The organism is Insulibacter thermoxylanivorax, assembly GCF_015472005.1.
Taxonomy (GTDB): Bacteria; Bacillota; Bacilli; order Paenibacillales; family DA-C8; genus Insulibacter; species Insulibacter thermoxylanivorax.
This window is the reverse complement of the sequence record NZ_BMAQ01000039.1, coordinates 17,801-43,323: the sequence shown is the minus strand read 5'-3', so window position 1 is coordinate 43,323 and position 25,523 is coordinate 17,801. Positions and strand designations below refer to the sequence as shown.

Annotated in this window: 21 protein-coding genes and 3 pseudogenes; 18 read left to right on the top strand and 6 right to left on the bottom strand. The window is 50.6% G+C overall.

What is annotated here, in order from left to right; translation table 11 throughout:
- Positions 1–64 precede the first annotated feature (64 nt).
- The 4 genes from PRECH8_RS12645 to PRECH8_RS12630 all read left to right on the top strand — a co-directional run bounded on the left by PRECH8_RS12645 (position 65) and on the right by PRECH8_RS12630 (position 3,501).
- Positions 65–553 carry a hypothetical protein gene (locus PRECH8_RS12645; protein ID WP_200967467.1) on the top strand — a complete coding sequence of 163 codons (489 nt, stop codon included), beginning with the start codon at positions 65–67 and terminating at the stop codon, positions 551–553.
- Positions 554–1,305: 752 nt separating this feature from the next.
- The gene (locus tag PRECH8_RS12640) at positions 1,306–1,494 is read left to right on the top strand and encodes a fluoride efflux transporter FluC (protein ID WP_200967487.1); all 189 of its coding nucleotides are present in this window, start codon (positions 1,306–1,308) and stop codon (positions 1,492–1,494) included.
- 484 nt (positions 1,495–1,978) lie between these two features.
- Positions 1,979–3,151: a cation:proton antiporter gene (locus PRECH8_RS12635; RefSeq protein ID WP_200967466.1), complete on the top strand. Its 1,173-nt coding sequence runs from the start codon at positions 1,979–1,981 to the stop codon at positions 3,149–3,151.
- Positions 3,152–3,288: 137 nt separating this feature from the next.
- Complete coding sequence (locus PRECH8_RS12630; RefSeq protein WP_200967465.1) at positions 3,289–3,501, top strand: hypothetical protein; 213 nt, start codon at positions 3,289–3,291, stop codon at positions 3,499–3,501.
- A 445-nt stretch (positions 3,502–3,946) separates the two neighbouring features.
- Here PRECH8_RS12630 and PRECH8_RS12625 read toward each other — a convergent pair whose 3' ends face one another.
- Entirely contained in the window at positions 3,947–5,896 is a 1,950-nt protein-coding gene (locus PRECH8_RS12625) for an elongation factor G (protein ID WP_200967464.1), read from the bottom strand.
- 190 nt (positions 5,897–6,086) lie between these two features.
- Between PRECH8_RS12625 and PRECH8_RS12620 the strand changes: the two genes are divergently transcribed.
- A complete protein-coding gene (locus PRECH8_RS12620) occupies positions 6,087–6,830 on the top strand; it encodes a MerR family transcriptional regulator (RefSeq protein ID WP_200967463.1) in 744 nt (247 codons plus the stop codon).
- 163 nt (positions 6,831–6,993) lie between these two features.
- On the opposite strand, the pseudogene PRECH8_RS12615 reads toward PRECH8_RS12620, so the two are convergent.
- Positions 6,994–7,158: pseudogene (locus tag PRECH8_RS12615) on the bottom strand (DapH/DapD/GlmU-related protein); the annotation flags it as partial.
- A gap of 195 nt (positions 7,159–7,353) precedes the next feature.
- On the opposite strand from PRECH8_RS12615, the pseudogene PRECH8_RS12610 reads away from it, so the two are divergent.
- Both PRECH8_RS12610 and PRECH8_RS12605 read left to right on the top strand, forming a co-directional pair.
- Positions 7,354–7,905, top strand: a pseudogene (locus PRECH8_RS12610) (site-specific integrase); the annotation flags it as partial.
- Positions 7,906–8,222: 317 nt separating this feature from the next.
- Positions 8,223–8,744, top strand: coding sequence for a GNAT family N-acetyltransferase (locus PRECH8_RS12605; protein ID WP_200967462.1), 522 nt, complete (start codon positions 8,223–8,225; stop codon positions 8,742–8,744).
- 200 nt (positions 8,745–8,944) lie between these two features.
- Here the strand turns inward: PRECH8_RS12605 and PRECH8_RS12600 are convergent.
- Positions 8,945–9,286, bottom strand: a pseudogene (locus PRECH8_RS12600) (maltose acetyltransferase domain-containing protein); the annotation flags it as partial.
- A 343-nt stretch (positions 9,287–9,629) separates the two neighbouring features.
- On the opposite strand from PRECH8_RS12600, the gene gshAB reads away from it, so the two are divergent.
- Complete coding sequence (gene gshAB / locus PRECH8_RS12595; RefSeq protein WP_200967460.1) at positions 9,630–11,957, top strand: bifunctional glutamate--cysteine ligase GshA/glutathione synthetase GshB; 2,328 nt, start codon at positions 9,630–9,632, stop codon at positions 11,955–11,957.
- Between the two features lie 467 nt (positions 11,958–12,424).
- Here gshAB and PRECH8_RS12590 read toward each other — a convergent pair whose 3' ends face one another.
- The gene (locus tag PRECH8_RS12590) at positions 12,425–12,640 is read right to left on the bottom strand and encodes a hypothetical protein (protein WP_200967490.1); all 216 of its coding nucleotides are present in this window, start codon (positions 12,638–12,640) and stop codon (positions 12,425–12,427) included.
- Between the two features lie 93 nt (positions 12,641–12,733).
- Complete coding sequence (locus PRECH8_RS12585) at positions 12,734–13,147, bottom strand: MmcQ/YjbR family DNA-binding protein (RefSeq protein ID WP_200967459.1); 414 nt, start codon at positions 13,145–13,147, stop codon at positions 12,734–12,736.
- A 279-nt stretch (positions 13,148–13,426) separates the two neighbouring features.
- Here PRECH8_RS12585 and PRECH8_RS12580 point away from each other — a divergent pair, with 279 nt between their 5' ends.
- Genes PRECH8_RS12580 through PRECH8_RS12570 form a run of 3 tightly spaced genes read left to right on the top strand, consistent with a single transcriptional unit; the run spans position 13,427 to position 16,406 of the window.
- A complete protein-coding gene (locus PRECH8_RS12580) occupies positions 13,427–13,789 on the top strand; it encodes an ArsR/SmtB family transcription factor (protein WP_200967486.1) in 363 nt (120 codons plus the stop codon).
- Positions 13,786–15,951: a heavy metal translocating P-type ATPase gene (locus PRECH8_RS12575; RefSeq protein ID WP_200967458.1), complete on the top strand. Its 2,166-nt coding sequence runs from the start codon at positions 13,786–13,788 to the stop codon at positions 15,949–15,951. The genes PRECH8_RS12580 and PRECH8_RS12575 overlap by 4 nt, the downstream gene beginning before the upstream one ends.
- Positions 15,952–15,977: 26 nt before the next feature.
- Entirely contained in the window at positions 15,978–16,406 is a 429-nt protein-coding gene (locus PRECH8_RS12570) for an HAD hydrolase family protein (RefSeq protein WP_200967457.1), read from the top strand.
- A 205-nt stretch (positions 16,407–16,611) separates the two neighbouring features.
- On the opposite strand, the gene PRECH8_RS12565 is transcribed toward PRECH8_RS12570, so the two are convergent.
- On the bottom strand, positions 16,612–16,950 hold the full coding sequence (locus PRECH8_RS12565) for a L,D-transpeptidase (RefSeq protein WP_200967456.1): 339 nt from the start codon (positions 16,948–16,950) through the stop codon (positions 16,612–16,614).
- A 221-nt stretch (positions 16,951–17,171) separates the two neighbouring features.
- Here PRECH8_RS12565 and PRECH8_RS12560 point away from each other — a divergent pair, with 221 nt between their 5' ends.
- The 7 genes from PRECH8_RS12560 (at position 17,172) to PRECH8_RS12530 (ending at position 25,468) form a co-directional block, all read left to right on the top strand.
- A complete protein-coding gene (locus PRECH8_RS12560) occupies positions 17,172–18,968 on the top strand; it encodes a cache domain-containing sensor histidine kinase (RefSeq protein WP_242457572.1) in 1,797 nt (598 codons plus the stop codon).
- Positions 18,943–19,737, top strand: coding sequence for a response regulator transcription factor (locus tag PRECH8_RS12555; RefSeq protein WP_200967455.1), 795 nt, complete (start codon positions 18,943–18,945; stop codon positions 19,735–19,737). Before PRECH8_RS12560 ends, PRECH8_RS12555 begins: the two co-directional genes overlap by 26 nt.
- A gap of 229 nt (positions 19,738–19,966) precedes the next feature.
- Positions 19,967–21,343: an extracellular solute-binding protein gene (locus PRECH8_RS12550; protein ID WP_200967454.1), complete on the top strand. Its 1,377-nt coding sequence runs from the start codon at positions 19,967–19,969 to the stop codon at positions 21,341–21,343.
- 145 nt (positions 21,344–21,488) lie between these two features.
- Entirely contained in the window at positions 21,489–22,370 is an 882-nt protein-coding gene (locus PRECH8_RS12545; protein WP_200967453.1) for a carbohydrate ABC transporter permease, read from the top strand.
- A gap of 16 nt (positions 22,371–22,386) precedes the next feature.
- On the top strand, positions 22,387–23,283 hold the full coding sequence (locus PRECH8_RS12540) for a carbohydrate ABC transporter permease (protein ID WP_200967484.1): 897 nt from the start codon (positions 22,387–22,389) through the stop codon (positions 23,281–23,283).
- Positions 23,284–23,601: 318 nt separating this feature from the next.
- A complete protein-coding gene (locus PRECH8_RS12535; protein ID WP_200967452.1) occupies positions 23,602–24,465 on the top strand; it encodes an undecaprenyl-diphosphate phosphatase in 864 nt (287 codons plus the stop codon).
- A gap of 250 nt (positions 24,466–24,715) precedes the next feature.
- Positions 24,716–25,468 (top strand): thioredoxin domain-containing protein, encoded by a 753-nt coding sequence (locus PRECH8_RS12530; RefSeq protein WP_200967451.1) that lies wholly within the window; start codon positions 24,716–24,718, stop codon positions 25,466–25,468.
- Positions 25,469–25,523: the final 55 nt, after the last annotated feature.

Sequence of the window (25,523 nt, the reverse complement as noted above, 5' to 3'; positions counted from 1 at the left end):
TTCGCGAAAGCACCTTGCCTATTTCCCGAACGTACATATAAGCAAGAAACATTTGGCACACAGTTTGACGATTAGTCTGGGTGCGGGCATCAGCGGTGCAGTTTATCAGCTCTCATGCCGAAATCAGCAAGGCAAGGCGTTTGTGGGTATTCACTTTGATCAAAGTCGTGAGGACATGTATCGAAGTTTTTGCCTTCACAAGTCCCTCATCACGAAAAAAGTGCATCCAAACATCGTGATGGAGAACCGCTCACTCAGGGTATACTTCGAACTCTACGCGTATTTGTTTGACACGATGGCGGAAATCAAGGATGTGCTGGAGAAATTCATCCAATTTTTCTCGCCATACTTGGATGGTTCGGTTGAGAGGCTTCCAGAGGATTTGCCTGGCGAGGCTGGGGAAGAGAGAAACAATAAAGGCTTGCAGGGAAAAGTCGTTGAAGGAATCATGCAAATCGACAAAGAATGGTTGAGGTCTTCGATGATTGATCCAAGATTGGCAGAGATCTTGTTGGAAGAAGTCACGGATGAAAGGGAGTTTTTAGCCAAATAGGAACGATTATCGGAGTATCTAATCCACCGTTTCAAAACCCTTCTAAACCCGTCCATTAAACCGCCTTTGTGGCGGTTTTGTTGTGACTCTAGGGCGAAGGAAAAAGTTTGTAAAAAATAATTCTGTTGGGAGAATGGAAGAGCGGGCGGACCTATCTTCGAGAGAAAAGAAAAAAAGAGCTGGATAAAATGAGAGCCATGGATATGAACGTTCATTAAGGGGAGCAAATGAGAGCGATGGCAGGCGTATGCCTTGTCATTCGCTTTTTTGTTCCCGTTTTTGTCGATAGAGGATTTATCAATATTTCGTTGAATTAGAACCAATAGTTAATCGCTGACGGGCTTGTGCGAGTGTTAAAATGCAGCATAAGGTTACCGGATAAATCGCTGCAGCTGGCGTTTATGCACTGTCCGGTTTAGCCATCACGATGAATATCTGCAAGGAGATTAAAACATGGATTGGAGAAAACTGCTTAAAATTCTATTTCCCGAATACCAGATTATCCAAACAGCAAAGGAGCAGAGTTTCTACGTCAAACCAGAAAAAGGGAAAAACTAGAAACCAACGACATCTGGGTGCCGTCATAGCCTTCAGCAGGTAAAGCAATACGTGTTTGAACTCGAATAGAAGCGGACGATCTTGATGGTTCCTGCCGATGTAATGTGTATGGGCAGGAGTTTGTTTTTATATAGGAGTGACTTTCATGAACTATGTATGGATCGGCATAGCGGGGATCGCTTGTTAGCAGCAGGATTCATGGGCCGATTTCTTTGTTATTGGGAACAGGGTTTATGGGCGCTTTTACGACGTTTTCTACGTTTAAGATGGAGAACTTCAATATGATAAATTCGGGTGAAGGAAAAACAAGTGTGATCTATATGGGATTGTCGTATCTATTAGGTATAGGATCTGCTTGGCTTGGATTTTATATTGGGATATGAATGGAAGATGAAAAGCTGCGGAGTGATTCATTTAGAATCAAACCGCAGCTTACCTTTGGATAACCTTTGGATAACCTTGGCCATCGAAAGCGCGGTACATGTCTTGTCATCGCATCGAAGATGCCGCTCCATTGGACTTCTGACAATGAGTCGACGGGCGGATCGTGTTTCAGAGCAAGGTCTCTTCTCAGCATGGGCATCTGCATCATTCCTTGAACTGCATGGAACGGGTGGAAGTTTACAATGCCTATCAAAGCCGCTATAATATTGGAGGGCATGATCAATCGAATAGCCTGATTGGAATTAAGGAGGAGTCTGTCAAATCAGGCTCCTTTTTGCATTTTTTGGGTTTTGGGTTGATAGGAGGGGGGATGCATTTTAACAGATTTAGCAGGGGTATAGAACATGAAAGATGACGACTATATGATTTACAGCGACAGCATGCAAGATGATTTAATTTTTAGATGATGCAGGAGGAGACAAATTGGTACTAGAGTTCATTATACAATTGATTTTGGTCTTATTTGCAGTAAAAGTTGCCGGAGATCTCAGCGTTCGCTTAGGTCAGCCTTCCGTATTAGGCAAGATCATCATCGGGATCATCATCGGCCCTGCGGTGCTGGGTTGGGTGCAGGGTTCGGATGTCTTTGATGTCTTCAGCCAGATTGGGGTTCTGCTGCTGATGTTCTTGGCAGGCTTGGAGACGGATCTCAAAGATCTCAATCAGAACATGAAGGCAGCCGTACTAATTGCTGTCGGCGGGGTTCTTATGCCGATTGTTTTAACTTATGCTGCGGCTCAGTTCTTCGATTTCACGACGGCCGAAGCGATCTTCATGGGTTTGCTGCTGTCAGCTACCTCTGTCAGCATCTCCGTACAGACGCTGAGAGAGCTTGGCTGGCTGAATACGAAGGAAGGCTCTGCATTGCTGGGAGCAGCCGTGCTGGACGATATCTTAGTCGTGATCTTGATCGCCATAGCGATGAGTGTCTTCGGCACAGGAACGGAAGCGGACACCAACATCGGGCTGATGCTTGCTATGATGGCGGGATTCTTCTTTGTTCTATTTGGAGTATCCAGATGGCTTGTACCGGTGTTTATTAAGATCTTCTCGAAGCTCAAAGTGACGGCAGCAGTTCTCAGCGGGGGCTTGATCATCGCCTTTGGTCTGGCTTACTTCGCGGAGTCTCTCGGTGTAGCCGGGATCATCGGTACATTCTTCGCTGGGATCGCCATTGGGCAGACGAAGTTCAGAGAAGAGATCGAACACAAGGTGGATCCTATCGCCAATGGGATCTTCGTTCCTTTCTTCTTCGTCAGTATCGGTCTGGCCGTATCCTTTGAAGGGATCGGCTATCAAGCGGGATTCCTTATTGTATTCTCGTTGATCGCTGTCCTGTCCAAATTCATCGGCAGCGGATTGGGTGCTAAGCTGTCAGGCTTTAATAACCGTTCTTCCATGGGCATCGGTTCGGGGATGGTATCACGGGGCGAAGTTGCCTTGATCTTGGCTGCGATGGGCCTGGAGAGCGGATTGCTGCACCCGGAATACTACACTTCGGCGATCATCGTGGTGATCTTAACGACCGTTGTTACCCCGCCGATGCTGAAGGTGTTCTTCGGGGTACGGAAGGAGAGAAGTACATCCCAGGCTTAGGTTGTATATCGCTGAACGGCTGGTGCATGGGTGATGCAGCGGCAGGCGCGGCAGGCGTAAGGTAGAAGGTAGAAGCTAGAAGGCGTAAGAATGTATTTGGGTAAGGCAGATTCATGGGGGTCAGGAGGCGAAAAAGGATGCATTTGGCGGCAGTCAGGAACAAGATCCGCTCTCTTAGTGAATCGGAAGCCAAGAGCATACTTATGCTGATCGCAGCGAATGTGGATATGGTGTGCAGCGGGGATGGCGGTATGACCAGCGAACAGTGCTTGGAAGAGATCCACGGGATCTTCGAGCGGCTGCCGGAATTCGCGCGTATACCCGAAGTTGATCATCAGACGGGGGATTGATGGGAAGTTTGGCGTGCGGATTCATGCGATTATGAGGATAGCATTGGCCGGCAGCTGCTGGGGTGTGCGGCATTTTATACGATTTTTAGGACAAAGAGCGCCCGGGTGACGGCCAATCCGATGGAGTTATCCCGATTTTAGGATAAAATCAATGAATCGGACGTTTGCCCTTCCGGTTTTATCCTAAATCTCGGACAAAAACCCGATTATTAAACTGAAGCGCGAGGTTTTGAGCTATTTTTCGTACAAAAACAGTACTCAGTTGTGTCGCATCGCTTCTAACGCATCACTTCCGTCGAAACACCCGCATCGTATCGTATACTCCAATTGCAAACTTGATCCCGCAGCGCCAGTTATACAGCCTTCAACACATTGCGATGCGACAAACGGCGCCATGTCAGCCATGATGAGCAATACAAAGAAGCCGCCCCAGGGGCGGCTTTCATTATTCTTCGATCGGGCAGTGCATCATCGCTTCGGCTTCGTACCAGGGGACGGAGAAGCTTTGGCCCTTGGTGCAGAAGATTGAGGAGGAGGTATACTCCGGATCGGCATCCTTGTCATAACCTATGCGAGCGATGACCTCCACTTCGTTATGGCAGCGCTCATAACCAGCGTAAGCCATGCTGATCCGTCCCTTGCCCTTGGTGAGGGAAGCGAGAGTCGTCCCGTAGTCCATGAAGGTTGCCACAGGCACGACGGCATGGATGATCGCCTGGTCACCTTCCGTGATCGGCGGTTCGAAGCGGCCGCTGGCCGCTTGGATATCGCTCAGCACCCGTCCCATGTGATCGAGCTGGACTTGAATCTTCACTTCATAAACTGGTTCCAGCAGGATGTTGCGCGCCTTCTCCAATCCTTGGCGGAGCGCTCGGAAGGTAGCCTCGCGGAAATCCCCGCCATGGGTATGTTTGTTATGGGCACGGCCCTTTACGAGGGTGATCTTCACATCGGTCAAAGGGGAACCGGTAAGCAGACCGTGATGCTCCCGTTCAAAGATATGTTGCTTGACCAAGTTCTGCATGCCGACGGGCAGGTCATCGGGGCGGCATTCGTTTGCGAAGGTAATCCCGCTGTTCCTGGGTGCCGGCTCGATCCGCAGATGTACCTCTGCATAGTGGCGCAGCGGTTCGAAGTGACCGTATCCCATGACCGGCTGTTCGATCGTCTCCCGGTAGAGGATCTCCGGGGGCTCGAAGTCCACTTGCAGCCGGAAACGGTCGGCGACGATATGTTTCAGCACTTCCAACTGAATCTTCCCCATCACATGGATATGGATCTGCTGCAATCGTTCTTCCCAAGTAACATGCAGCGAGGGATCTTCTGCATCCAGCATGCGAAAGAGCGCATAGACTTCCTTCATATTTACTCCGGGTTCCGCGACAACCTTAGAACGCAAGGTCGGGACCAGTTCGAATGAAGCCTGTTCACGGCAGGTGCCAACGCCGTCGCCGACGCGGACGGCCGTCAGCCCGGTCACGGCAAACAATTCACCGGCAGTGACGCGGTCAACTTGCTGCACCTGATGACCGTTGACCTTGCGAATCTGGGTTACTTTTTCCATGATCCCATCCCCATAGGGGAGATCGTCCCGCACATGGAGCGCGCCGCTGATCGCTTTGATATAGGTGAGGCGTACGCCTTGTTCATCATGGCGGATCTTATAGACCCTTCCGGCGAAGGGCTGGCTCTCATCATATTCGGTCTCGGTAAGCAAGGTGAACAGGTCGAGGAACTCCCGCACACCGAGATCATGCAGAGCAGAGCCGCTTAAGCACGGCACCACGCGGCCGCCCCGGACCATCTGGCGCAGTTTCGTCAGCCACAGATCGGCATGATATCCCTGCTCCATATAGTGCTCCAGCAGCTCCTCATCCCGTTCGGCGAGGAATTCGATCACTTCTTCCGGCATCTGCCCTTCAGCGACTCCTGACAGATCACATACATCAGCGGTCAGATGGGTGCGAATCTCTTCAAGCACCCGTGCAGCGTCGGCACCGGTGCGGTCCATTTTGTTGATGAAGATAAATGCCGGCACCCGGTGCTTCCGCAGAAGCCGCCACACCGTCTCCGTATGCCCTTCGATGCCCTCCACTCCGCTGATGATCACGACGGCATAATCCATGACTTGAACGGCTCGCTCCATCTCCGGCGAGAAGTCTACGTGGCCCGGAGTATCGATGAGATAGTAGGTATCGTCCCCGATGGTGAAGAAGGCTTGATCGGAGAAAATCGTAATGCCTCGCTGCTTCTCTAACTCATGACTGTCCAAGAAAGCATCCTGATGGTCAACACGGCCGCGCCGCTTAATGCTGCGTGTATGATACAGCAGCGCTTCGGAGAACGTCGTCTTCCCCGCATCGACATGAGCCAAGATCCCAAAGGTGATGTTCATCTGAGTAAACTCCTATCCCTGAATGTCAATCAGATGTTTCTTTCATTATATCATCAGACCCAATGATGGAGTCCACGATGGGGATAATGAATGATGCAACATCATGGGACTATGTTGGGAACAAAAAAAGAGTTGATCCTCACGCTGCGTGATACCCTATAGTAGACAGCGAAGGGAGGTACACGAACCGATGCACGTAAAAGAAGCGGCTGAACTAGCCGGCATCAGTGTGCGGACGCTCCATTACTACGATGAGATCGGTTTACTTATCCCGGACGAGGTCACCGAAGCCGGTTACCGGGTATACTCGGAGCGCAATCTGGAAACCTTGCAAGAGATCTTGTTCTTCAGGGAACTCGGCTTCTCATTGAAGCAGATCAAAGAGATCATGAGCGATCCAGCCTATGACCGGCAGGCGGCGCTGGAGCTGCATCGGAAGATGCTGATCGAGAAGCGGGATCGGCTTGACCAATTGATCACAACCATCGACAAAACGATCCAACATATGAAAGGGGAAATCAAGATGACTGTTGAAGAAAAATTCCAAGGCTTCGACTTCAGCCGCAATCCTTATGAACAGGAAGCGCGGGAGCGGTGGGGCGATCAGGCAGTGGATGAATCGAAAGCGAAACTCGGCAAGATGTCAGAGGCGGAGATGAAGGCTCTGCAGGACGAGATCCATGCGATCTACTCGAAGCTGGCTCAGCTGCGTCACGGATCGCCGGAATCGGAGGAAGCACAGGCGGCGATCGAGGAGTGGTACCGAGCGTTGAACCGGTTCGGACACTATTCCCTGGAAGCGTTCAAAGGACTCGGACAGCTGTATGTCGACGATGAGCGGTTCACGAAGAATATCGACCAGTTCGGGGAAGGACTCGCCGCATTCATGCGCGACGCGATGGCGGTGTATGCGGATCGCCGTATGGAAAGTTGATGGAACAGAGCATGGGAAGCATGGTGCATATGAAGCAAATTGTATAGGGAGCAAGTGCATGAGGATCAAGATGCACAGGAATCCAAGATGCAGGGATTAATGATACGCGAACAAAAGATAGGGGGCTTGCCATCGAGGCAGGCCCCTTATTAAGTATGTTCATCTATTCATCCAAATGCTTAATGATCTTAGCCGGGTTGCCGCCAACGACGATGTTGTCTGGAACATCCTTCGTCACCACGGCGCCGGAAGCGATGACCACATTGTTCCCGATGCGCACACCGGGGTTGATGATCGCCTTCCCGCCGATCCACACGTTATGGCCGATGGTGACGGGTTTGCCGTATTCGGCGCCGGAGATTCTCGCATGCGCATCCAACGGGTGAGCGGTTAACCATAGTATAATAAATAATAGTAGTTAAAGTAGTTCAGGAGGAGATGTTAAAGGGAGATTTTACTTTAAATAAAAATTAACAAGGTTTATAATTTGTAGTACTTAAAGTGTTTAAAGAGGGGGGCGCGTGTGAGGGTTCAAAGGATAGAAGTGGAGAATAAGCCGAATCCATTGTATTTATTACTAGATAAAGAATACCAGCTAATTGAACCAGTAATGAAATTTATTAAATACTTAGATAACACTGGTAAGTCTCCAAATACCATTAAAGCATACTGCTATCATTTAAAGTTGCTGTATGAGTTCATGGAACAGAGAGGCGTTATTCTTAATGATATTAACTTTGAGTTGTTAGCAGACTTCGTAGGTTGGTTGAGATATCCAACAGCAAATAATGTAATTGATCTTCAGTCAAAAGAAGCCATAAGAGAAGAAACGACAGTGAATACAATTTTAAATGCCGTTATGAGTTTTCTTGATTATTTAAGTAGATTAGGAGAATTTAAATCAATTGATGTATTTAAACAAGCAAAGGGAAGAAACTTCAAAGGATTTTTACATCATGTTAATAAGGGTAGATACCAAAAGAATGTCTTAAAGTTAAGGGTTAAAAAGAAACAGATAAGAACATTGACAGCAGAGGAAGTTAAGCAAATTATTGACGCTTGTCATACGAAGAAATGACAAGTGGTTATATGAAGAAGCGATTTGGGATAACAATTTATCTAATAATTATTTTATATGGTTTCATACCTTTGAAGATGAAATCAATCATAGAGGACAAATTAGGATATTAAGAAAGATGCTTCCTCTTAACTTAAATTGAATGGTAATACATTGTTATTTTTCAACTATTGGGTGTAATAATTCAAGAAAAATTTATGCTTATTTTGTTACGTTGTTGGACTAAATGATAGATTATTTACTTTCTAATAAGGCTATTGTAATAAAACTTCAATAATACTAAAATTAGTTTGTATTGGCAAAGGGTGAGAGGTATGAATACTAATTCTGTATCAATTAGAAAGATGAAACATACTGATTATGAGGTAATGACTCAATGGCTAAGTACTAAAGAAGTTTTAGAGTTTTATGGAGATGTGAATTCTCCATTTACATTGCAACAAGTTAAGGATAAATACGAACCAAGAATAAATGGTGACATACCTGTAATTCCTTATATTGTTGAATTAGAAAGCACTCCGATTGGTTTTATGCAACAATATAAATTAAATGAGGAAAAACACCAAGAATTTGGATACTCTACAAATTTAACTGTATATGGAATTGATCAATTTATTGGTTTTCCTAACCTCTTTAATAAAGGTATTGGAACAAAAATGATAAGAATATTTATTGAATATATTTCTCAAGACAAAGATGTAGATATAATTATTGTAGATCCTGTAGTTTCCAATATTAGGGCAATAAGGTGTTACGAAAAATGTGGATTCAAAAAGGTGAAAAAAATTAGCGACGGTACAAGTTGGTTAATGGAATATAGAATTAGCCAGAGATAATCTTTTTCTTGTTCTACTATCGGGTGCTTTAGTTAAATATCAATGAATAAAAATCAGCCTGTATCTTATGTTACTATTAAGTAATTTAAGATACAGGTTTTACTATTTTTTGAAATAATTACCTTTCACTTCAAATACATGTATTCAAAGTGAAAGTATTGATTTAAATGATTCTTTTGTAATTTACTCTTGATAAGATCCGCCGTGTAGATGTGGACGCCCGGCCCCAGCAAGCAGTTGTCGCCGATGCGAATCTCGCAGACATCGAGCATCACGCAGTCAAAGTTCGCATAGAAATTCTCGCCGACATGGATGTTATAGCCGTAATCACAGCGGAAGTCCGGTTCGATGTAATAATGTTTCCCGGTAGATCCCAGGAGTTCTTGCAGCAGTTCCTTTCGCTTCGCATCTTCGGTTTCAAAGGTCTGATTGTACAGCCTCGTCAAGCGGCGGGCACGCAGTCGATCTTGAACTAATTCCGGATCAGCCGCGATGTAGAGTTCGCCGCTCAGCATTTTCTCCTTCTCTGTTTTGTTCGTCATCGTTCGATTCCTTCCTTGTGCAGTGTAGTATCTGATCCTTAATAACTTATACCCTGTTTATACTCCCAATTGTAAAGCAATTCTCACCAAGCTGCCATGTTCTGACGCTTCTTGATCCTGCTTCTTTTCCTAAAGTTGTCACAGTTGTGTCGAAACCAAGGTGGACGTATCCTGTCGATTGAGTTATGTTATTGTTATTTTGATATCATAAATGTTAGATGGAGAGTGAATTCATGGGGGCATATGTCCTCAAGCCGCTGCAACGACGGATGTACCGAGGAAGCAATGAAGTGCTGGTATGCAAACATAATACATCATGGCTAACTAAAGGCAGGTATGAACGATGATGAAATTGGATCGTGATCTGATCAGCTTGTTGTTAGAGCATGGACTTCAAGAGGACCTATTCCAGGGGAACTTCGGATTAGAGAAGGAGCATATCCGCGTCGATGCGGAGGGAAGGATCGCGCGAACGCCTCATCCCGCAGTCTTCGGAAATCGCTTGGAGCATCCTTATATTCGAACAGACTTCGCAGAAAGTCAGATCGAGTTGATTACGCCCGCCCTGCCCAGCATCGAAGAAGCCTATCAATTTCTGGGCGCACTGCATGATCTGGTAGCACTTGAGTTGAAAGATGAATATCTGTGGCCGAGCAGCAATCCGCCGATCTTGCCGGCGGATGAAGAGATTCACATCGCTGCGATGAAGGACCTTGTCGAAGATGGCTATCGACAGCATCTTGCTGCAAGGTATGGGAAGAGGAAGCAGCTGCTGAGCGGGATTCATTATAATTTTTCCTTCCGAGAGGAATTTCTAAAGCGGCTCTATGAAGGAAGCGGGGAGACGTACAGCTATCAGGAATTCATAAATAACCTCTACTTGAGAATCGCCCGCAATACCTTAAAACACCGCTGGCTGCTGATCTATCTGACCGGTGCGAGCCCGGTCTTTCATAAGACTTATCTGGAGCGATGCGTTGAACTGAACGAACGGATCAGTGAAGACAGTTATTCCTTCCCGAAGATGAACTCGCTGCGCAACAGTGTATACGGCTATCGGAATCACAAGCCGCTGTATGTATCCCTTGAATCGCTGGAAGCCTACGTACAGGATCTCTTCGCATTGGTAAAGTCGGGTGAACTCATCGATGTCAGAGAGTATTACAGCTGCGTGAGGCTGAAGACCGTGCGCGGGCATGATCTCCGTTCTTTGCTGCAAGAAGGCGTCGATTATCTGGAACTGCGCATGATCGACCTGAATCCCCTCGATAAGTATGGGATCAGCCTGGAGATGATGCAGCTTATTCATCTGTTCTTGGTCAGCATGATGTTACTGGAGGACGATTCTTTGGATCGGAATGAGCAGCAGCTTGCCGATCTCAATCATGACAGCTTGGTGATGAATGGCATCATGGGAACGTGGTACGGAGCAGAGGGGGAGCAGGCGGTTCTGCAGGATAAGGCGCTGGAACTGTTGGAGGGGATGGATAGGCTGCTGCAGATAATTCGGCCCCGTGAGGAGGAGAGACTTCGCCGCTTGCTCTCACAAGCAAGGCTCACGGTCCAACAACCTGAGCAGAGTATCGCCGAGGTCCTAAGATCCCAGATGCAGGAAACCCCTTATGCTGATTATCATATGGAGCTGGCCAAGCAATATGCGGAACAAAGCAGGTCGAGGAGCTACAATCTCAGCGGTTATGAAGATCTCGAGTTGTCGACGCAACTGCTCCTCAAGGCGGCGATCAAGCGGGGCATCAGCATCGACATCCTGGATCGCCGGGATAACTTCGTCATGCTGCGCAAAGGGGACCGAATCGAATATGTGAAGCAGGCGACCAAGACCTCCCTTGACTCCTACAGCACGGTACTGATGATGGAGAATAAGGTGGTTACTAAGAAGGTGCTGGGCAGGCAGGGGATCCGGGTGCCCGCAGGTCAGGAATACCGCAGTATCGACGAGGCCGCAGCCGACTATGGGAAGTATCGGGGAAGGCCGATCGTGATCAAACCCAAGTCAACCAACTTCGGCATTGGCATCACGATATTCAAGGATGAATATTCGGCGGATGATTACCGGAAGGCCTTGGAACTTGCCTTCGAATATGATGCCTCGGTGCTGTTGGAGGAGTACATCGCCGGCAAGGAATACCGCTTCCTCGTCATGGGCGGGGAAGTGGTCGGCGTGCTGCACCGCGTGCCCGCAAATGTGACAGGTGACGGCAAGCACACCATCGCTGAGCTGATCGATCAGAAGAACCGCGATCCGCGGCGGGGAACCGGGCATCGCACGCCGCTGGAACGCATTCAGCTTGGAGAGGTGGAGCGGATGTTCCTGCAGCAGCAGGGCAGGACGCCGGAGGATGTGCCGGCGGCAGGAGAAGTCGTCTACTTGCGGGAGAACTCCAATATCAGCACCGGCGGGGACAGCATCGATTATACCGATGAGATGCCTAGCAGCTACAAGGAGATCGCAGTCCGAGCCGTTGAGGCAGTCGGGGCGGTGTTCTGCGGCGTGGATATGATTATCGAAGACATCGCCAAGGATGCGAATGAGCGGAATTATTGCATTATTGAATTGAATTTTAATCCGGCGATTCATATGCATTGTTATCCATACAAGGGCAAGAATCGGCGGGCCGAGGAGAGAATCCTTGATCTGTTGTTTGGCTGACCGCTTGTGCAGCGGATGTAAGAATAACGAATGAAGAAGGGGCTGTCCAGTAAGTCAGCGAATACTGACTGTTGGACAGCCCCATGTGCATTTTGAGCAGTGCCTTGCCTGCAGTATTGTGTTGAGTCGTCAATAATTGTCGTCCCAGTACTTTGCTTGGTCGGTTCTGCGCTGAGTCGTCAATATTTGTTGTCTCGGGGTTCTGCAAGGTGAATTGCGAGCTGAGTCAACAATAAGTGTCGTCTCGGGGGTTTGCATGACGCAGTTCTGCGCTGAGTCGTCAATATTTGTTGTCTCAGTACTTTACCTGCACAGTTCCGTGCTGAGTCAATATGATTTGTCGTTTCGCACGCTAGTCCCGCCTCCACGCACCTTGAATCAACAATATTTGGTGTCTCACCTACCGAATCGCATCAAACGCATGCTAAAACGATCGTTTCTGTCGTCTCACCCACCGGATCGGCTTGTCATCTGTTTTCTTGGTCGTCTGCTTCTTTGCTTACATATTCATTGGGCACCTCGCCGCCGAAGGGGTTATTGTTCTTATAAGGGCTGAGGCGTCCGTTGCGGTATTCCCCGCCGTGCACCTCGCTTTGGCGTTGATCATTGTTGTCCGTATGGTCATGTTGATTGCGGTTATAGTTCGCGTTATTGTTTGCGTTGTAATTCGTGTTGTCGGCCATACCGAGCTGTCATCCTTTCCTGTAGATCATATCCTTACAAGAATGTGCCGGCGAGGGTTGTTTTATGCATGATTGCATAGCCTTGCTGCATGCTCACTCATGATCGGCTGATCCATGGGTTGGTTCATCGGCGGGTACGGCGTCGGCAGCGTCCAGCGCTTCTTTCTCGGCTCTAGTTAATTTCTTGTAGACGAGTTCGTAGGAATGGTCGATCATGCTCTTAAGTTCCTCTTCAGAGATGGTGCCGTCGATGTGGATGGTGTTCCAATGTGTCTTGTTCAGATAATAGCCGGGTTTGACGGCGGGATATTGCTGGCGCAGGCTCTCCGCAAGGAAGGGATCGCACTTCAAGCTGATGAAGGCGACACCGTTTGAGATGCCGAGCAGGGCGAACATCTTCGAGCCCACCTTGATGACGAGCGGCTGAGGACCGAAGGGATGGTCGGGGCGTGCTCCTTTTTTGGCCAGGCAGTATTCTTTTAAAGCGGTTAAGACAGCTATATGCATGGGTTTCCCCTCCATGACAAGATGAATCCCCGAATACCAAATTGAAGGCATTCAGGTATAGTATACCATTTCGTCTCGCGAAAGCCATCCTTGAATACCATCCTTTGGTGGGATTGATTGACAGGAATTGTGCAGCATGCTAAGATAATAATCAAACAATTGTTAGATTATTAATTTGATGACGGATGGAATAGAGATGGTGCGGGAATCGCGGTTGTTTACATGGTTGTGACGGTTATTGCAACGCTTATAACGAGGGTGATGCACGTGGCAGAGGCCATGGAGAGAATAGATACGTGTGAGATTTTCTGCTATAACGCGGATCAGGTGAAGCGGGTGAGGGAGCGGCAGGCCGAGCATGACTTTCAAGAGATGGCGCAGATGTTCAAGGCGTTATCCGATGAGACACGGCTTAAGGCGGCTTATGCGCTGTGTGTCGAAGATGAGCTGTGCGTATGTGATATAGCCAACATCATCGGATCCACGATGGCTACAGCCTCTCATCACTTGCGGCTGCTGCGCAATATGGGTATCGCTAAGTTCCGCAAGGAAGGCAAGCTCGTTTTCTATTCTTTAAGGGATGAACGGATGAAGCCTTTGATCCAACTGGCGAGCGAGTATCAGAAGGATGTGGTTAAATGACGGATTTTAGACAGCCTTCAGGAGCAAAAGCCGTATACCGTGTAGAAGGGTTTAGCTGCGCGAATTGTGCGGGCAAGTTCGAGCGCAATGTCAAACAGCTTCCCGGCGTGCGGGATGCGAAGGTGAATTTCGCTGCGGCGAAGATCACCGTTATCGGCCAAGCGACGATCGAAGAACTAGAGAAGGCCGGTGAGTTTGAGAAGTTGAAGGTGATCCCGGAGAGGCCGCTTAGGGGCTCAGGAGAGGCAGCACCGACTGTGCAGGAGTTCTCGCAGCAACCTTTCTATAAGAGGCATGCCGCGCTGCTGGTGTCGGCTTTGTTCATCGTGCTCGGCTATGTCTCGTTCTTCACATTGGGGGAGCGCCATCTGCTGACCGTCACTGCTTATCTGTTGGCGATCCTGATCGGCGGCTATTCCTTGTTCAAGACAGGGCTTCAGAATTTGCTGCGCCTGGACTTTGACATGAGGACCTTGATGACCGTCGCCATCATCGGCGCTGCGATCATCGGCGAATGGGCGGAGGGGGCCGTTGTTGTCATCCTGTTCGCGATCAGCGAAGCGCTGGAGCGCTACTCGATGGACAGGGCGCGCCGCTCGATTCGCTCGCTGATGGACATCGCGCCTAAGGAAGCATTGGTGCGGCGGGACGGACAGGAGCAGGTGATGCGCGTCGAAGAGATCGCCGCTGGTGATGTTATCATCGTCAAGCCAGGGGAGAAGATCGCCATGGACGGGGTCGTCATCGGCGGTCATTCGACGGTGGATCAAGCGCCGATTACCGGCGAATCGGTGCCCGTTGAGAAGGCGGCGGGGGATGAGGTGTACGCCGGCACATTGAACGGGGAAGGCTCTTTAGAGATCAAGGTTACGAAACTGGTCGAAGATACGACGATCGCGAAGATCATCCATCTGGTAGAAGAGGCGCAGGCGGAGCGGGCGCCGGCACAGGCCTTCGTCGACCGCTTCGCAAAGGTGTATACGCCGATCATCATGGCCATCGCAGCATTCGTCGCCGTGGTGCCGCCTCTGATCGACGGCAGATGGGAGATGTGGGTGTACCAGGGGTTGTCCGTGCTGGTGGTCGGCTGCCCATGTGCGCTGGTCATCTCCACGCCGATCTCGATCGTCTCCGCGATCGGCAACGCCGCAAGGCACGGCGTGCTCTTCAAAGGGGGCATCTACCTGGAGGAGATGGGAAGGCTTAAAGCGATCGCCTTCGATAAGACGGGAACGCTGACCAAGGGGGTTCCAGCGGTCACCGACGTTGTGATGTTCGGTGATGGGGATGAACGGCAGCTGCTGACGGATGTTGCTGCTCTGGAATATCGCTCGCAGCATCCCATTGCCGCCGCGATTGTCCGCGAAGCGGAGCAGCAAGGACTTCCTTACCAGGAGACAGAGGCTTTGCATTTCAGCTCCCATACGGGATTGGGGATCGAAGGTGTGGTTGGCGGACGCAGATATCTTATCGGCCGCGTGAAGCTGTTCCGCGAGATGGGGATAGAGCTGGGTGAGGAACATCTTGCCGTTGTGGGCAAATTGCAGGCGGAGGGCAAGACTGTCGTCCTCGCAGGTACGAATCAGCGAATCTTGGCAGCGATCGCCGTCGCTGATGAGGTTAGGGAATCCAGCCAAGCGGTGATCCGCGAGCTGCATCAACTGGGCGTCGATAAGACCGTGATGCTAACGGGGGACAACCCGGTGACCGCACAAGCGATCGCTGGACAGCTGGGTGTTGCCGAGGTGCGGGCGGAACTGATGCCCCAGGAGAAGCTGGAATATATCGAACAATTGAAGAGAGAATATCAACGCGCAGCGATGGTAGGCGACGGAGTGAACGATGCACCCGCTCTGGCGGCTGCTTCCGTCGGCATCGCCATGGGCGGAGCGGGTACGGACACGGCGCTTGAGACCGCACATGTGGCGCTGATGGCCGATGATCTGAGCAAGCTGCCCTTTGCGATCCGTTTGAGCCGCCGTACTTTGCGGATCATTAAGCAGAACATCTCCTTCTCGCTGGGAATCAAACTCCTCGCTCTGCTCTTAGTCATCCCCGGCTGGCTCACGCTCTGGATCGCCATTGCCAGCGATATGGGAGCTGCCCTGCTGGTGGCGTTGAACGGGATGCGCTTGATGAAGGTTCGGGCCGAGAGAGAGTAGGCGGGAGGAATAAGCGGTCTGCTTCGGTGTCGGAATATGAATGTCCGGAGGATGAAGGGGCGAGAGGAAGGTATAAGAAAATCCTGTCGGCAATTGAAGTGATCTTCGCCTCGGCCCGGCCGATCAAGGATATGCTGCCCGTACTCGATAAGCGGTTCCAGCGATGCCCCTGGATCGGGGGGAACGGCTCGCTGATCGCGGTTGATGGACAGATCAAGTACCGGCATGCGTTCTCCGATGCGATGCGGTCGCAGTTTATGCATCTTATCCAAGAACAGGAAGTGACTTATCTCATCGACGGCGATTGGGATTATGCCTACACCGGCCCGCCGGATCATCCGATCTTGCTGAACGTGAACGGGGCTCGGGCAGCGAGGAATGTTCCCGTGGAGGCGCTTCGTTCCATCGTGATGCCTATGATCTCGCGATGTTCGAGCATGCGAAGCATTCCGTGATGAACGGTGAGCATGAGCTGCTCGCCCCTGCTGCGAAGGAACGCATCCCGCTGAACAGCGATACAGAGTTGAAGATCGCGCAGCGGATCAGGCAGCTGGCAGAACAGTATACCGCATGAATACGCCTGTATTGGCAGTGCAAGAAGCTTGTAAGCCATCCTCAATGGCTGGTGCCGGGAGGATGGCTTACTTATTGGTCAGGTATTCATGGACGGATGGTTACCCTTGTGCCTACAGGCGCCATCGCGGACAGCTGCAGGACATCTTCATTGTACATGCGGATACAGCCGGCGGATACTTCGTGGCCGATCGAGGAAGGATCATTCGTCCCATGGATGCCGTAATGGGGCTTAGACAATCCCATCCACAGCACGCCGAAAGGGCCCCCCGGGTTTTCCTGTTTGTTCACGATCGTAAACTCCCCCACCGGTGTCTGAGAGACCATCCTCCCGATGCCGACGGGAAAAGCGCGCACTACAGTATCTCCTTCCAGTACATATAACTGACGATCGGACAGATCCACGATGATGCGGTATCTCGGCAATGCGATCAACTCCTTCCGCTATTACCATATGTCAGAAGCGGAACAGGGGATTGATGGAATCGCCCGGACGGCGGATGGGTTGGGCGAAGAAGATTGCAGGATTACAGGAGGCTTATTGTGCATGTGGAATGCTTGTCTGGCATTCTGTACCTGGTCATATTAGAATAAAATTAAAGCGCTTCAATCGTCGAAAGTTGCGAATAATGGGGAGAAGCAAGCGAATGGGGATGCTGGTAAAGAAGTGGACAGCGAGGAATACGCTGCGCAAGCAGATCTTCCTCGGCTTCATGCTCGCGATGGTCATCGTCTTATCCGCGGTGGGCGTGTTCGTCTATCACCAAGTCTCGAATATGCTGCTGGACAATGCGGAGCGGCATATTCAGCAGACGGCAGCGCAGGCGATGGGGAAACTGGAGGTGCTGCTCAATCAGGTGAGCACCTTCACGACCCAGGTCGTGACGAATGCGGTGGTGCAGGATGCCTTCGAGCAGGAAGCCGACGGCCGCCGGCTCAGCTTCGAAGGAAGGCAGACGCTGCAGCAGGTCGTTCGCAGTATTGAGGCTTATATGAGCGGGGTTCGCTCGGTGGAGCTGTATACCGAGGATTATCGAAGGTTAATGCCGTTAACGGATGATCAACTGGACAGCAGGGTTCCCAAAGCGTGGATTCGCCGGGTGGATGAAGCGAAGGGTCAGCTCGTCTGGCTGGATCTTGATCCTCGCTATCCCGATGTCGTGCTGGCCATGCGCAGAGTGCGTTTGATGGACCGCTCTTTCTCCTACTCGGGTTATGTGCTCGTGCAGATGGAGAAGCGGTATTTTCAACTGAAGGATGTGGAGATGGCAGGAGATTACGGAGGCAGGGAATATATGGCGTTGATGAATGAACAGGGACAGGTCATCACGGCGGACTTTCCGCTTAGCGATGACGAAGCCCGTCGGTTGCTTAGCGAACAGGAGACGATCTCCTTAGCGGACGGAGAGTACTTGGCCGTCAGGCAGCGATCGCCGGCAACGGGATGGAACATCGTCATCCTGACCCCCGTTGCGTATTCGACGGAGAGCTTGTCAGTGCTGCGCACGGTGGTGATCGTGTCTGTCGTCGTGGGAACGGTGATCTTCTTCATCGTCACCTATATCTTATCCGGCATGATCTCCCGTCCCATCCTGGATCTGATCAAAGCGATGCGGACGGCGAGATTCGGAGCGCTGCGGCAGATCTCCGTCTCCTCTTCGATGATGGAGATTAACGAGCTTAACTATACATACAATGAAATGGTTCGTTCGCTGAAGGAATTGAACGAGAAGGTGTATCAGAAGGAAATCCTGCAAAGCCGAACGGAATTGAAAGCGCTGCAAGCGCAGATCAATCCTCATTTTCTGTTCAATACCTTGGAGGCTTTCTACTGGGCTTTGGAAGACAAGGGAGAGGAAGAACTGGCGAAGATCGTCGTCGCGATGTCCGGCCTGTTCCGCTATGTGATCAGCCGCAAGGACGAGGATGTGTGGGTGACAATCGGCGATGAGCTGGATCATGCGGAGCGCTATCTGACAATTATGAAGATGCGCATGATGGATAAGCTCAGCTGGCAGATCGAAGTCGATGAGCCGATCCGGCGGGTGCCGATCCCGAAGCTGCTTATCCAGCCTCTGGTCGAGAACGCCATCCTGCACGGTGTGGAGCAGCGGCTGGAACCGGGAACCGTCATCTTGCGGGTGAAGGCGGATCAGCGTCCGGGATGTTCGAGGATCGAGGTGCTCGATGATGGACCGGGCATGGATGAAGAAGCGATTAAGCGGCTGGATGAGGCAATGGATAGAGGGGCGCTGAGCGATCAGCCGGGCAAAGGGACGGGCATGGGCCTGGTGAATGTGGAACGGCGATTGAAGCTGTACTACGGCTCGTCAACGGACGGGCTGACCATTCAGAGTCAGCCGGGCAAGGGAACGAAGGTCGCCTTTGTCATACCGAATCAGAGAGGAGGGGGAACGGATGAGGACGATTCTGATCGTGGATGATGAACCGAGGACGAGGGAGGGTGTGCGGCGGGTGCTGGAAGCTTGGTCGGCCGGACGCCATCGCATCTTGACCGCGGCCCATGCCATGGAAGCCCGCCGCTGGCTGCAGGAAGAAGGGCTGCAGATCAACGTGCTGATCACTGACATCCGCATGCCGAGAATCAGCGGCCTTGATCTGATCGAGGAAGCTGTTCACATGCCGCATCCGCCCGTCGTCATCCTGATCTCCGGTTATGCGGAGTTTGAGTATGCACAGAAGGCACTTAAGTTTGGCGTGATCGAGTATTTGCTGAAACCTCTGGACAAGGAGAAATTGCTTCAGGCGGTGGACGAAGCATTGGAAGAAGATGCGGAGAGATCGCGGATCGAGCTGATGGACCGGCTCATTGATCGCAAATTGATGGAGACTGCGGTTGACGAGCAAACCTATAACCCTGCGGTACAGGAAGTGGTTCGTTATGTGGAAGAGCATCTGCATGAGCCGCTGCATTTGAAGGATCTCGCAGAACATCTGCATATGAATGCAAGCTACCTCAGTGCGTTATTCAAGGAGCAGACGGGTCTGACCTTCTCGGAGTATCTCATGCGCAGGCGGGTGCAGCGGGCGAAGGAACTGCTCTCCAGCACGCAGATGACGATTCAGGAGATTGCCGATGCGACGGGGTACCAGACGGACAAATATTTCGTGAAAGTGTTCCGTTCATTGGAAGGGATCAGTCCAGGCCAATATCGGAAGCAATTGGCTCAAATCGACAGCCATATCGAATGAGAAGTTGTTGGATTGTAATGAGATATACTCAATGAAGCACTAAGAATGGGGCAATACGAAGGGCAGCATCCAACATGTTGCAGCCCAGGGGCAGAATACTCGGGCTAAAATCCAAAAAAAGTGGTATGAATCCTAATCTCCGTTACCTTATAGCGCCGCCGGCACGCTGATATGATGAATATGATCCCGATCTCTCGGGATTCACAAGTATCATAAGGGGGATGTAAGCGTGTACAAGAAGAGGAGAACACTCATACTCTTGCTGTCGTTATGTCTCATGCTGCTTGTAGCAGTTGGATGCGCCGGCGGCAAAAACAACACGGCTGCTGATGGAAATGGAGGCAATGATCCCGGACCTGCGCCCGTGAACAACGAAGGGGGCTCGCAGCCGGAAGAAGTGACGATTACGTTCATGCATCTGTGGCCGGAAGGCATCTCAGCGGGACAGAACCGCATCGTTAATCAGATCATCTCAGAATACGAGAGTCTGAATCCTCATGTGACGATCAAACCGGACGTTCTGGAGAACGAGCAGTATAAGAACAAGCTCAAGATTCTGTCCACATCCAATGAACTGCCGGATGTTGGAGTTACTTGGGCTGCGGGCTTCCTGGCGCCTTACGTAGAAGGTGAGCTCTTCACGCCGCTGGATGATCTGCTCGACAGCGGGCTGAGAGACAAGTTCGTAGCTGGTACGACGGAAGCGTACGCTATCGACGGGAAGACATATGCTCTGCCTTTGGAGTTCAATATTGCTCCGATCTATTACAACAAGGCGATCTTCGAACAATATGAACTGGAAGTACCTAAGACTTATGCGGAATTTAAGCAAATCGTCGAGACGTTAACGAGCAATGGCATCGCTCCGATCGCGCTCGGCAACAAGGATCGCTGGACGGGTTCTCTTTGGTACATGTATCTGGCTGACCGTTATGCCGGCCAAGAAACCTTGGCGAAGGCGATCTTGGGCGAGGCTTCCTTCATGGATGAAGGGTTGCTGCAAGCAGCCCGCGAAGTGCAAGCGCTGGTTGACAGCGAGGCCTTCGTCAGAGGCTTCAACGGACTGTCCAATGAGGAAGCGAAGTCTGAGTTCTTGAACAGCACGGCAGCGATGTATCTGATGGGATCTTGGGATCTGCCGAACTTCACGACCAATACGGATATTCCTCAGGAGTTCCGCGACAGCGTCGGTTTCTTCAAGTTCCCTGTGGTTGAAGGCGGAAAAGGGGATATTGACAGCTGGGTCGGCGGACCGGGTGTTGGTCTGTTCGTAGCGGAGAACTCGCCGGTCAAGGAAGAGGCGAAGAAGTTCGTGCAGTTCTTCATCGAGAAGTGGGGCGAACAATCGGTAACCGGCGCAGGTGTCATCCCGGCGACGAAAGTCGATACTTCTTCCCTCGATCTGCCGCAGCTGTATCTTGATCTGTTCAATGAGATGAACAATGCCAGCAGCATCACGCTGTTCGCAGACGTACAGATGGATCCGGCAGCAGCAGAAGTGCACCTGACCCAGATTCAGGCGCTGTTCGGCAAGGCCGTCACCCCGGAAGAATTCTCCGCAGCGCATGATGAAGCTGTACAGATTGAAGAAGTTCCGGAAGAATAAAGCTGGTTAAGGTTATTCACGCCCAGGTTAATTGATACAGTCTCCTCATAAGTTCTAGAAGTGAGGCTTATCCGGTGTCTGTCTCGGATAGGCCTCTCATCCTTCATGGCTCCACGTACTTGAGAGAAGGGGTTGTAGAAGCGAAATGGATCGAGTCATGTCCAACAAATGGGTGATCGCAGCCTATGTGCTGCCTGCGCTGCTGTTAATTCTCGTTGTTGTCTACATTCCGATCATCTTGACGGGATACTTTGGGCTGCATGAATGGAACGGCATCGGCGCGATGAAGTTCATCGGCCTGGAACAGTACAAGACACTGATCCAAGACGGGAAGTTCTGGGACAGTGCCTTGCATTCCTTCTTGCTCGCGGTGTTTTCCACTCTGAGTCTGATCCTCTATATGATCGTGGCGATGGTATTGGCATCGCGCATCAAGGGGGCCAACACGTTCCGCAAGATCTATCTCATCCCGATGCTGCTGTCCTCTGTTGCAATCGCACAGCTGTGGTTGAAAGTCTATCATCCCACGAACGGGATCCTGAACAGCTTACTCGTCTCGCTGGGGGTCCCCAATCCGCCTGCATGGCTCTCTGACAGTTCCATCGTGCTCTATGCCATCTTCATTCCGATTCTGTGGCAGTATGCGGGCTTTTATATTCTGATCTACTATGCTGCCCTTAAGAATATTCCGGAGACCTTGATTGAAGCGGCGCGGATCGACGGCGCGAATGCTTTGCAGATCGCATGGAAGATCAAACTGCCGCTGGTCATGGAAGTGTTCAAGGTGACGATCGTTCTAGCGGTGATCGGTTCGCTCAAATATTTTGATCTGATCTATATCATGACGGGCGGGGGACCGAACGGTGCCAGTGAAGTGATGGCTTCTTATATGTATCGCATCGCCTTTAATATCTATGACTTCGGATATGCCAGCGCTGTAGGCTTCTTCTTGCTGGTGATCAGCCTGGTCGCGACTTTCATCATTCGGAAATTAACGGCGACGAAGGAGAAGATTGAATATGCTTAAGGCTATGCTGCAGACGATGGTATCCGCCGAAGGGACTGTACAGCAAGGGAGGCTGCGGCCGCAGCAGGAAGGTGATAAGAAGAATATCTTGGACCGGATCGGGTATCTATGTTTATATCTGATCTTGATCCTGGCAGCGGCTTTTCAGATCTTCCCCTTGGTGTGGCTGTTCTTCTTCTCATTAAAGAGCAATCATGAGGTTTTCCACCTGCCGCCGCTGGCCTTGCCGACGAATCCGCGTTGGGAGAACTACGTCAAGGTATGGAATGTTGGGAAGATCGATGTGTACTTTATGAACAGTGTGATCGTCACCGTCAGCGCAACGGTCGCCACGCTGATCTTGGGAAGTCTGGTTACCTATGCGATCACCAGAATGCGCTGGCGGGGAAGTTCCTTCGTCCTGGGCTTGTTCATGGTGGCGATGATGATCCCGGTGCATTCGACGCTGATCCCGCTGTTCAGCATGTACAACCAGGCGGGGCTGATCGATCGTCATCTATCGTTGATCATCTCTTATATTGCTTTCAATATGCCGGTGACGATCATGATCCTGCTTGGATTCTATTATGCGCTGCCGAGGGAGATCGAGGAAGCGGCGGTCATCGATGGCTGCTCAGTGAATCGCATGTTCTTCCGCATCATCCTGCCGATGACGACCTCGGTGCTGATGACGACGGCAATTATCAATATGATCTATAACTGGAATGAGTTCATCTTCGTTAACACCTTCATCAGCACGAACGAGCTCAAGACCCTTACCGTTGGTGTCCAGAACTTCATCGGACAGTATATGACGGACTGGGGTGCGATCGGCGCGACGCTGATGATCAGCGTACTGCCCGTGCTCGTCGCCTATCTCTTCCTCAGCGACCGCATCGTCGAAGGGATTGCGGCCGGCTCGATTAAAGGATGACGGCAGAGCCATCAGCGCTCAGTTGGCGTTTGTTTAGTCGGAGTTTGGGGAACAGTTGACGGCAAGATAGGTTAGTGATGTATCAGAGACGGATGGCGATCCGTCTCTTTTTGCTGTGAACCTAGGTTTGAATCTGGGAGAAATTTCAGAAGGGAATTTGATTGATTAGGAAAACTTTTACTAGAAATTTATGATATATTAGAGAGGGATTTTTGCGGAATATGTTCATGAATCGGACAAAATCCAGGGATATATTCGAACCAAGGTGAATAAAGCGAATATAGAGGTATCAATATCAGGAGTTAGGAGTCGGAAACCATGAACTTTATTGAATTGATCAAAGCAGTGATTCTGGGATTTGTTGAAGGGATGACGGAATTTGCTCCGGTGTCATCCACAGGTCATATGATCCTCGTCGATGATATGTGGCTGAAATCAGAGGAGTTTCTGGGCAAATACCCAGCCAATACGTTCAAGGTCGTCATCCAGTTGGGGTCCATCCTGGCAGTCGTCGTCGTGTTCTGGAGACGGTTCATCGATCTCTTAGGTTTGAATCGGTTGTTTAAGAGCAGCGCCGGAGTTCATGTTCAAAGTGATGGATCTCAGAGCAGTCAAGGCAGGCTGAAGTTAACCCATGTGATCGTCGGTCTCTTGCCGGCTGGCGTGTTGGGTGTACTTTTTGAAGATTATATCGATGAATACCTGTTCACGACGGAGACGGTTCTCATCGGTTTGTTGGCCGGAGCGGTATTCATGATCGCTTCTGATCTCTTCCGTCCGCAGCAGCCGAAGATTGAATCGGTGGATCAGATGACGTATAAGCAAGCGCTCATCGTCGGACTTGTCCAATGCTTATCCCTGTGGCCGGGCTTCTCCCGCTCGGGCGCGACGATCTCCGGCGGTGTCCTGTTCGGCATGAGCCACCGCTCAGCATCGGATTTTACTTTCATCATGGCGGTGCCGATCATGGCGGGCGCCAGTTTCTTGTCCCTGGTGAAGAATTGGCAGTATTTCAGCATGGACGCGCTGCCATTTTTTATCGTTGGGTTTATCAGCGCCTTTGTCTTCGCCCTGTTGTCCATCCGCTTCTTCCTGAAGCTGATCAACCGGATTAAGTTGATTCCCTTTGCGATTTATCGCATCGTGTTGGTCGCCGTCATTTTCATCTTCTTGTATTTCTGATGGAGGATCGATTCGGCAGGCAAGAGATTGTTCATCACCATCCCGCCAGGGATGGTTTTTTACTGGATGCTGCGATGTTAATACGGATCTTACAGCACCGGGGGTCTTATCGCTGGGAAGAGAAGCGGTTCGCTGCGGGAGTTGTTTTCTACAAATAATAAATTATTTGGACAAAGTGGCAAGTTAAGTAATTTTGATCACGGTGGTTCTATGGCGGATCACTATAATGATGGGGGAGGAGGGGTTGCATATGGAGAAACGAGTCATAGCATGCGTATTGGGGATGTTGATCATCCTGGCGGGATGCGCCGGCGGGACACATGCGAACGACCTTGGGCATCAGAACCATGCAGACAATTCAAGCCATGCGGGGAACACAGACCATGCTGACAATGGAGCCCTTACAGACAACACAAGCAATACAGCTAATCCATCAGGTACAGAAAGCGAAGATGAGGCCGGGGATCCTTTTCGTCTTAGTGAACAGCCCTTTATAGGGGATGAGGATGCGCCTGTTACCGTCATCGAGTTTTCGGATTTTAAATGCCCGTATTGTGCGATTTGGTCGAATGAGTATATGGATGAATTCGTAGAGGAGTTTGTGGAGACGGGCAAAGCGAAGTATTACTTCGTCAACTTCCCGTTCTTGGCGGATGATTCGTTTACGTTGGCAGCGGCGGGAGAGGTGATTGCAGAACAGGGATCGGAGTATTTTTTTGCTTACAAAAAAGCACTCTTAGCCAGACAAGGCGAGAAAGGCACGGAATGGGGGACGACGGAATGGATCGCGGCGATTATCGAAGACCACTTGGACGGCATCGATGCGGACAGCGTCATACAGTCGCTGGACGATGATCGTATTGCGGCTAAATTGGCTGCAGATATCGATATTGGGGTTCAGGCAGGGATCAGGGCTGTGCCGAGCTTCGTGCTGAATGGTGAAATCGTCCATATGAAAGAGTTCACGGATCTGGCGAAAGCAGTCAGGGATATCATCGATTAAGCAGGATATAAGGAGTAAGCATGGTTAATCAAGGTGGAGTCAAGCTGGCGCATCG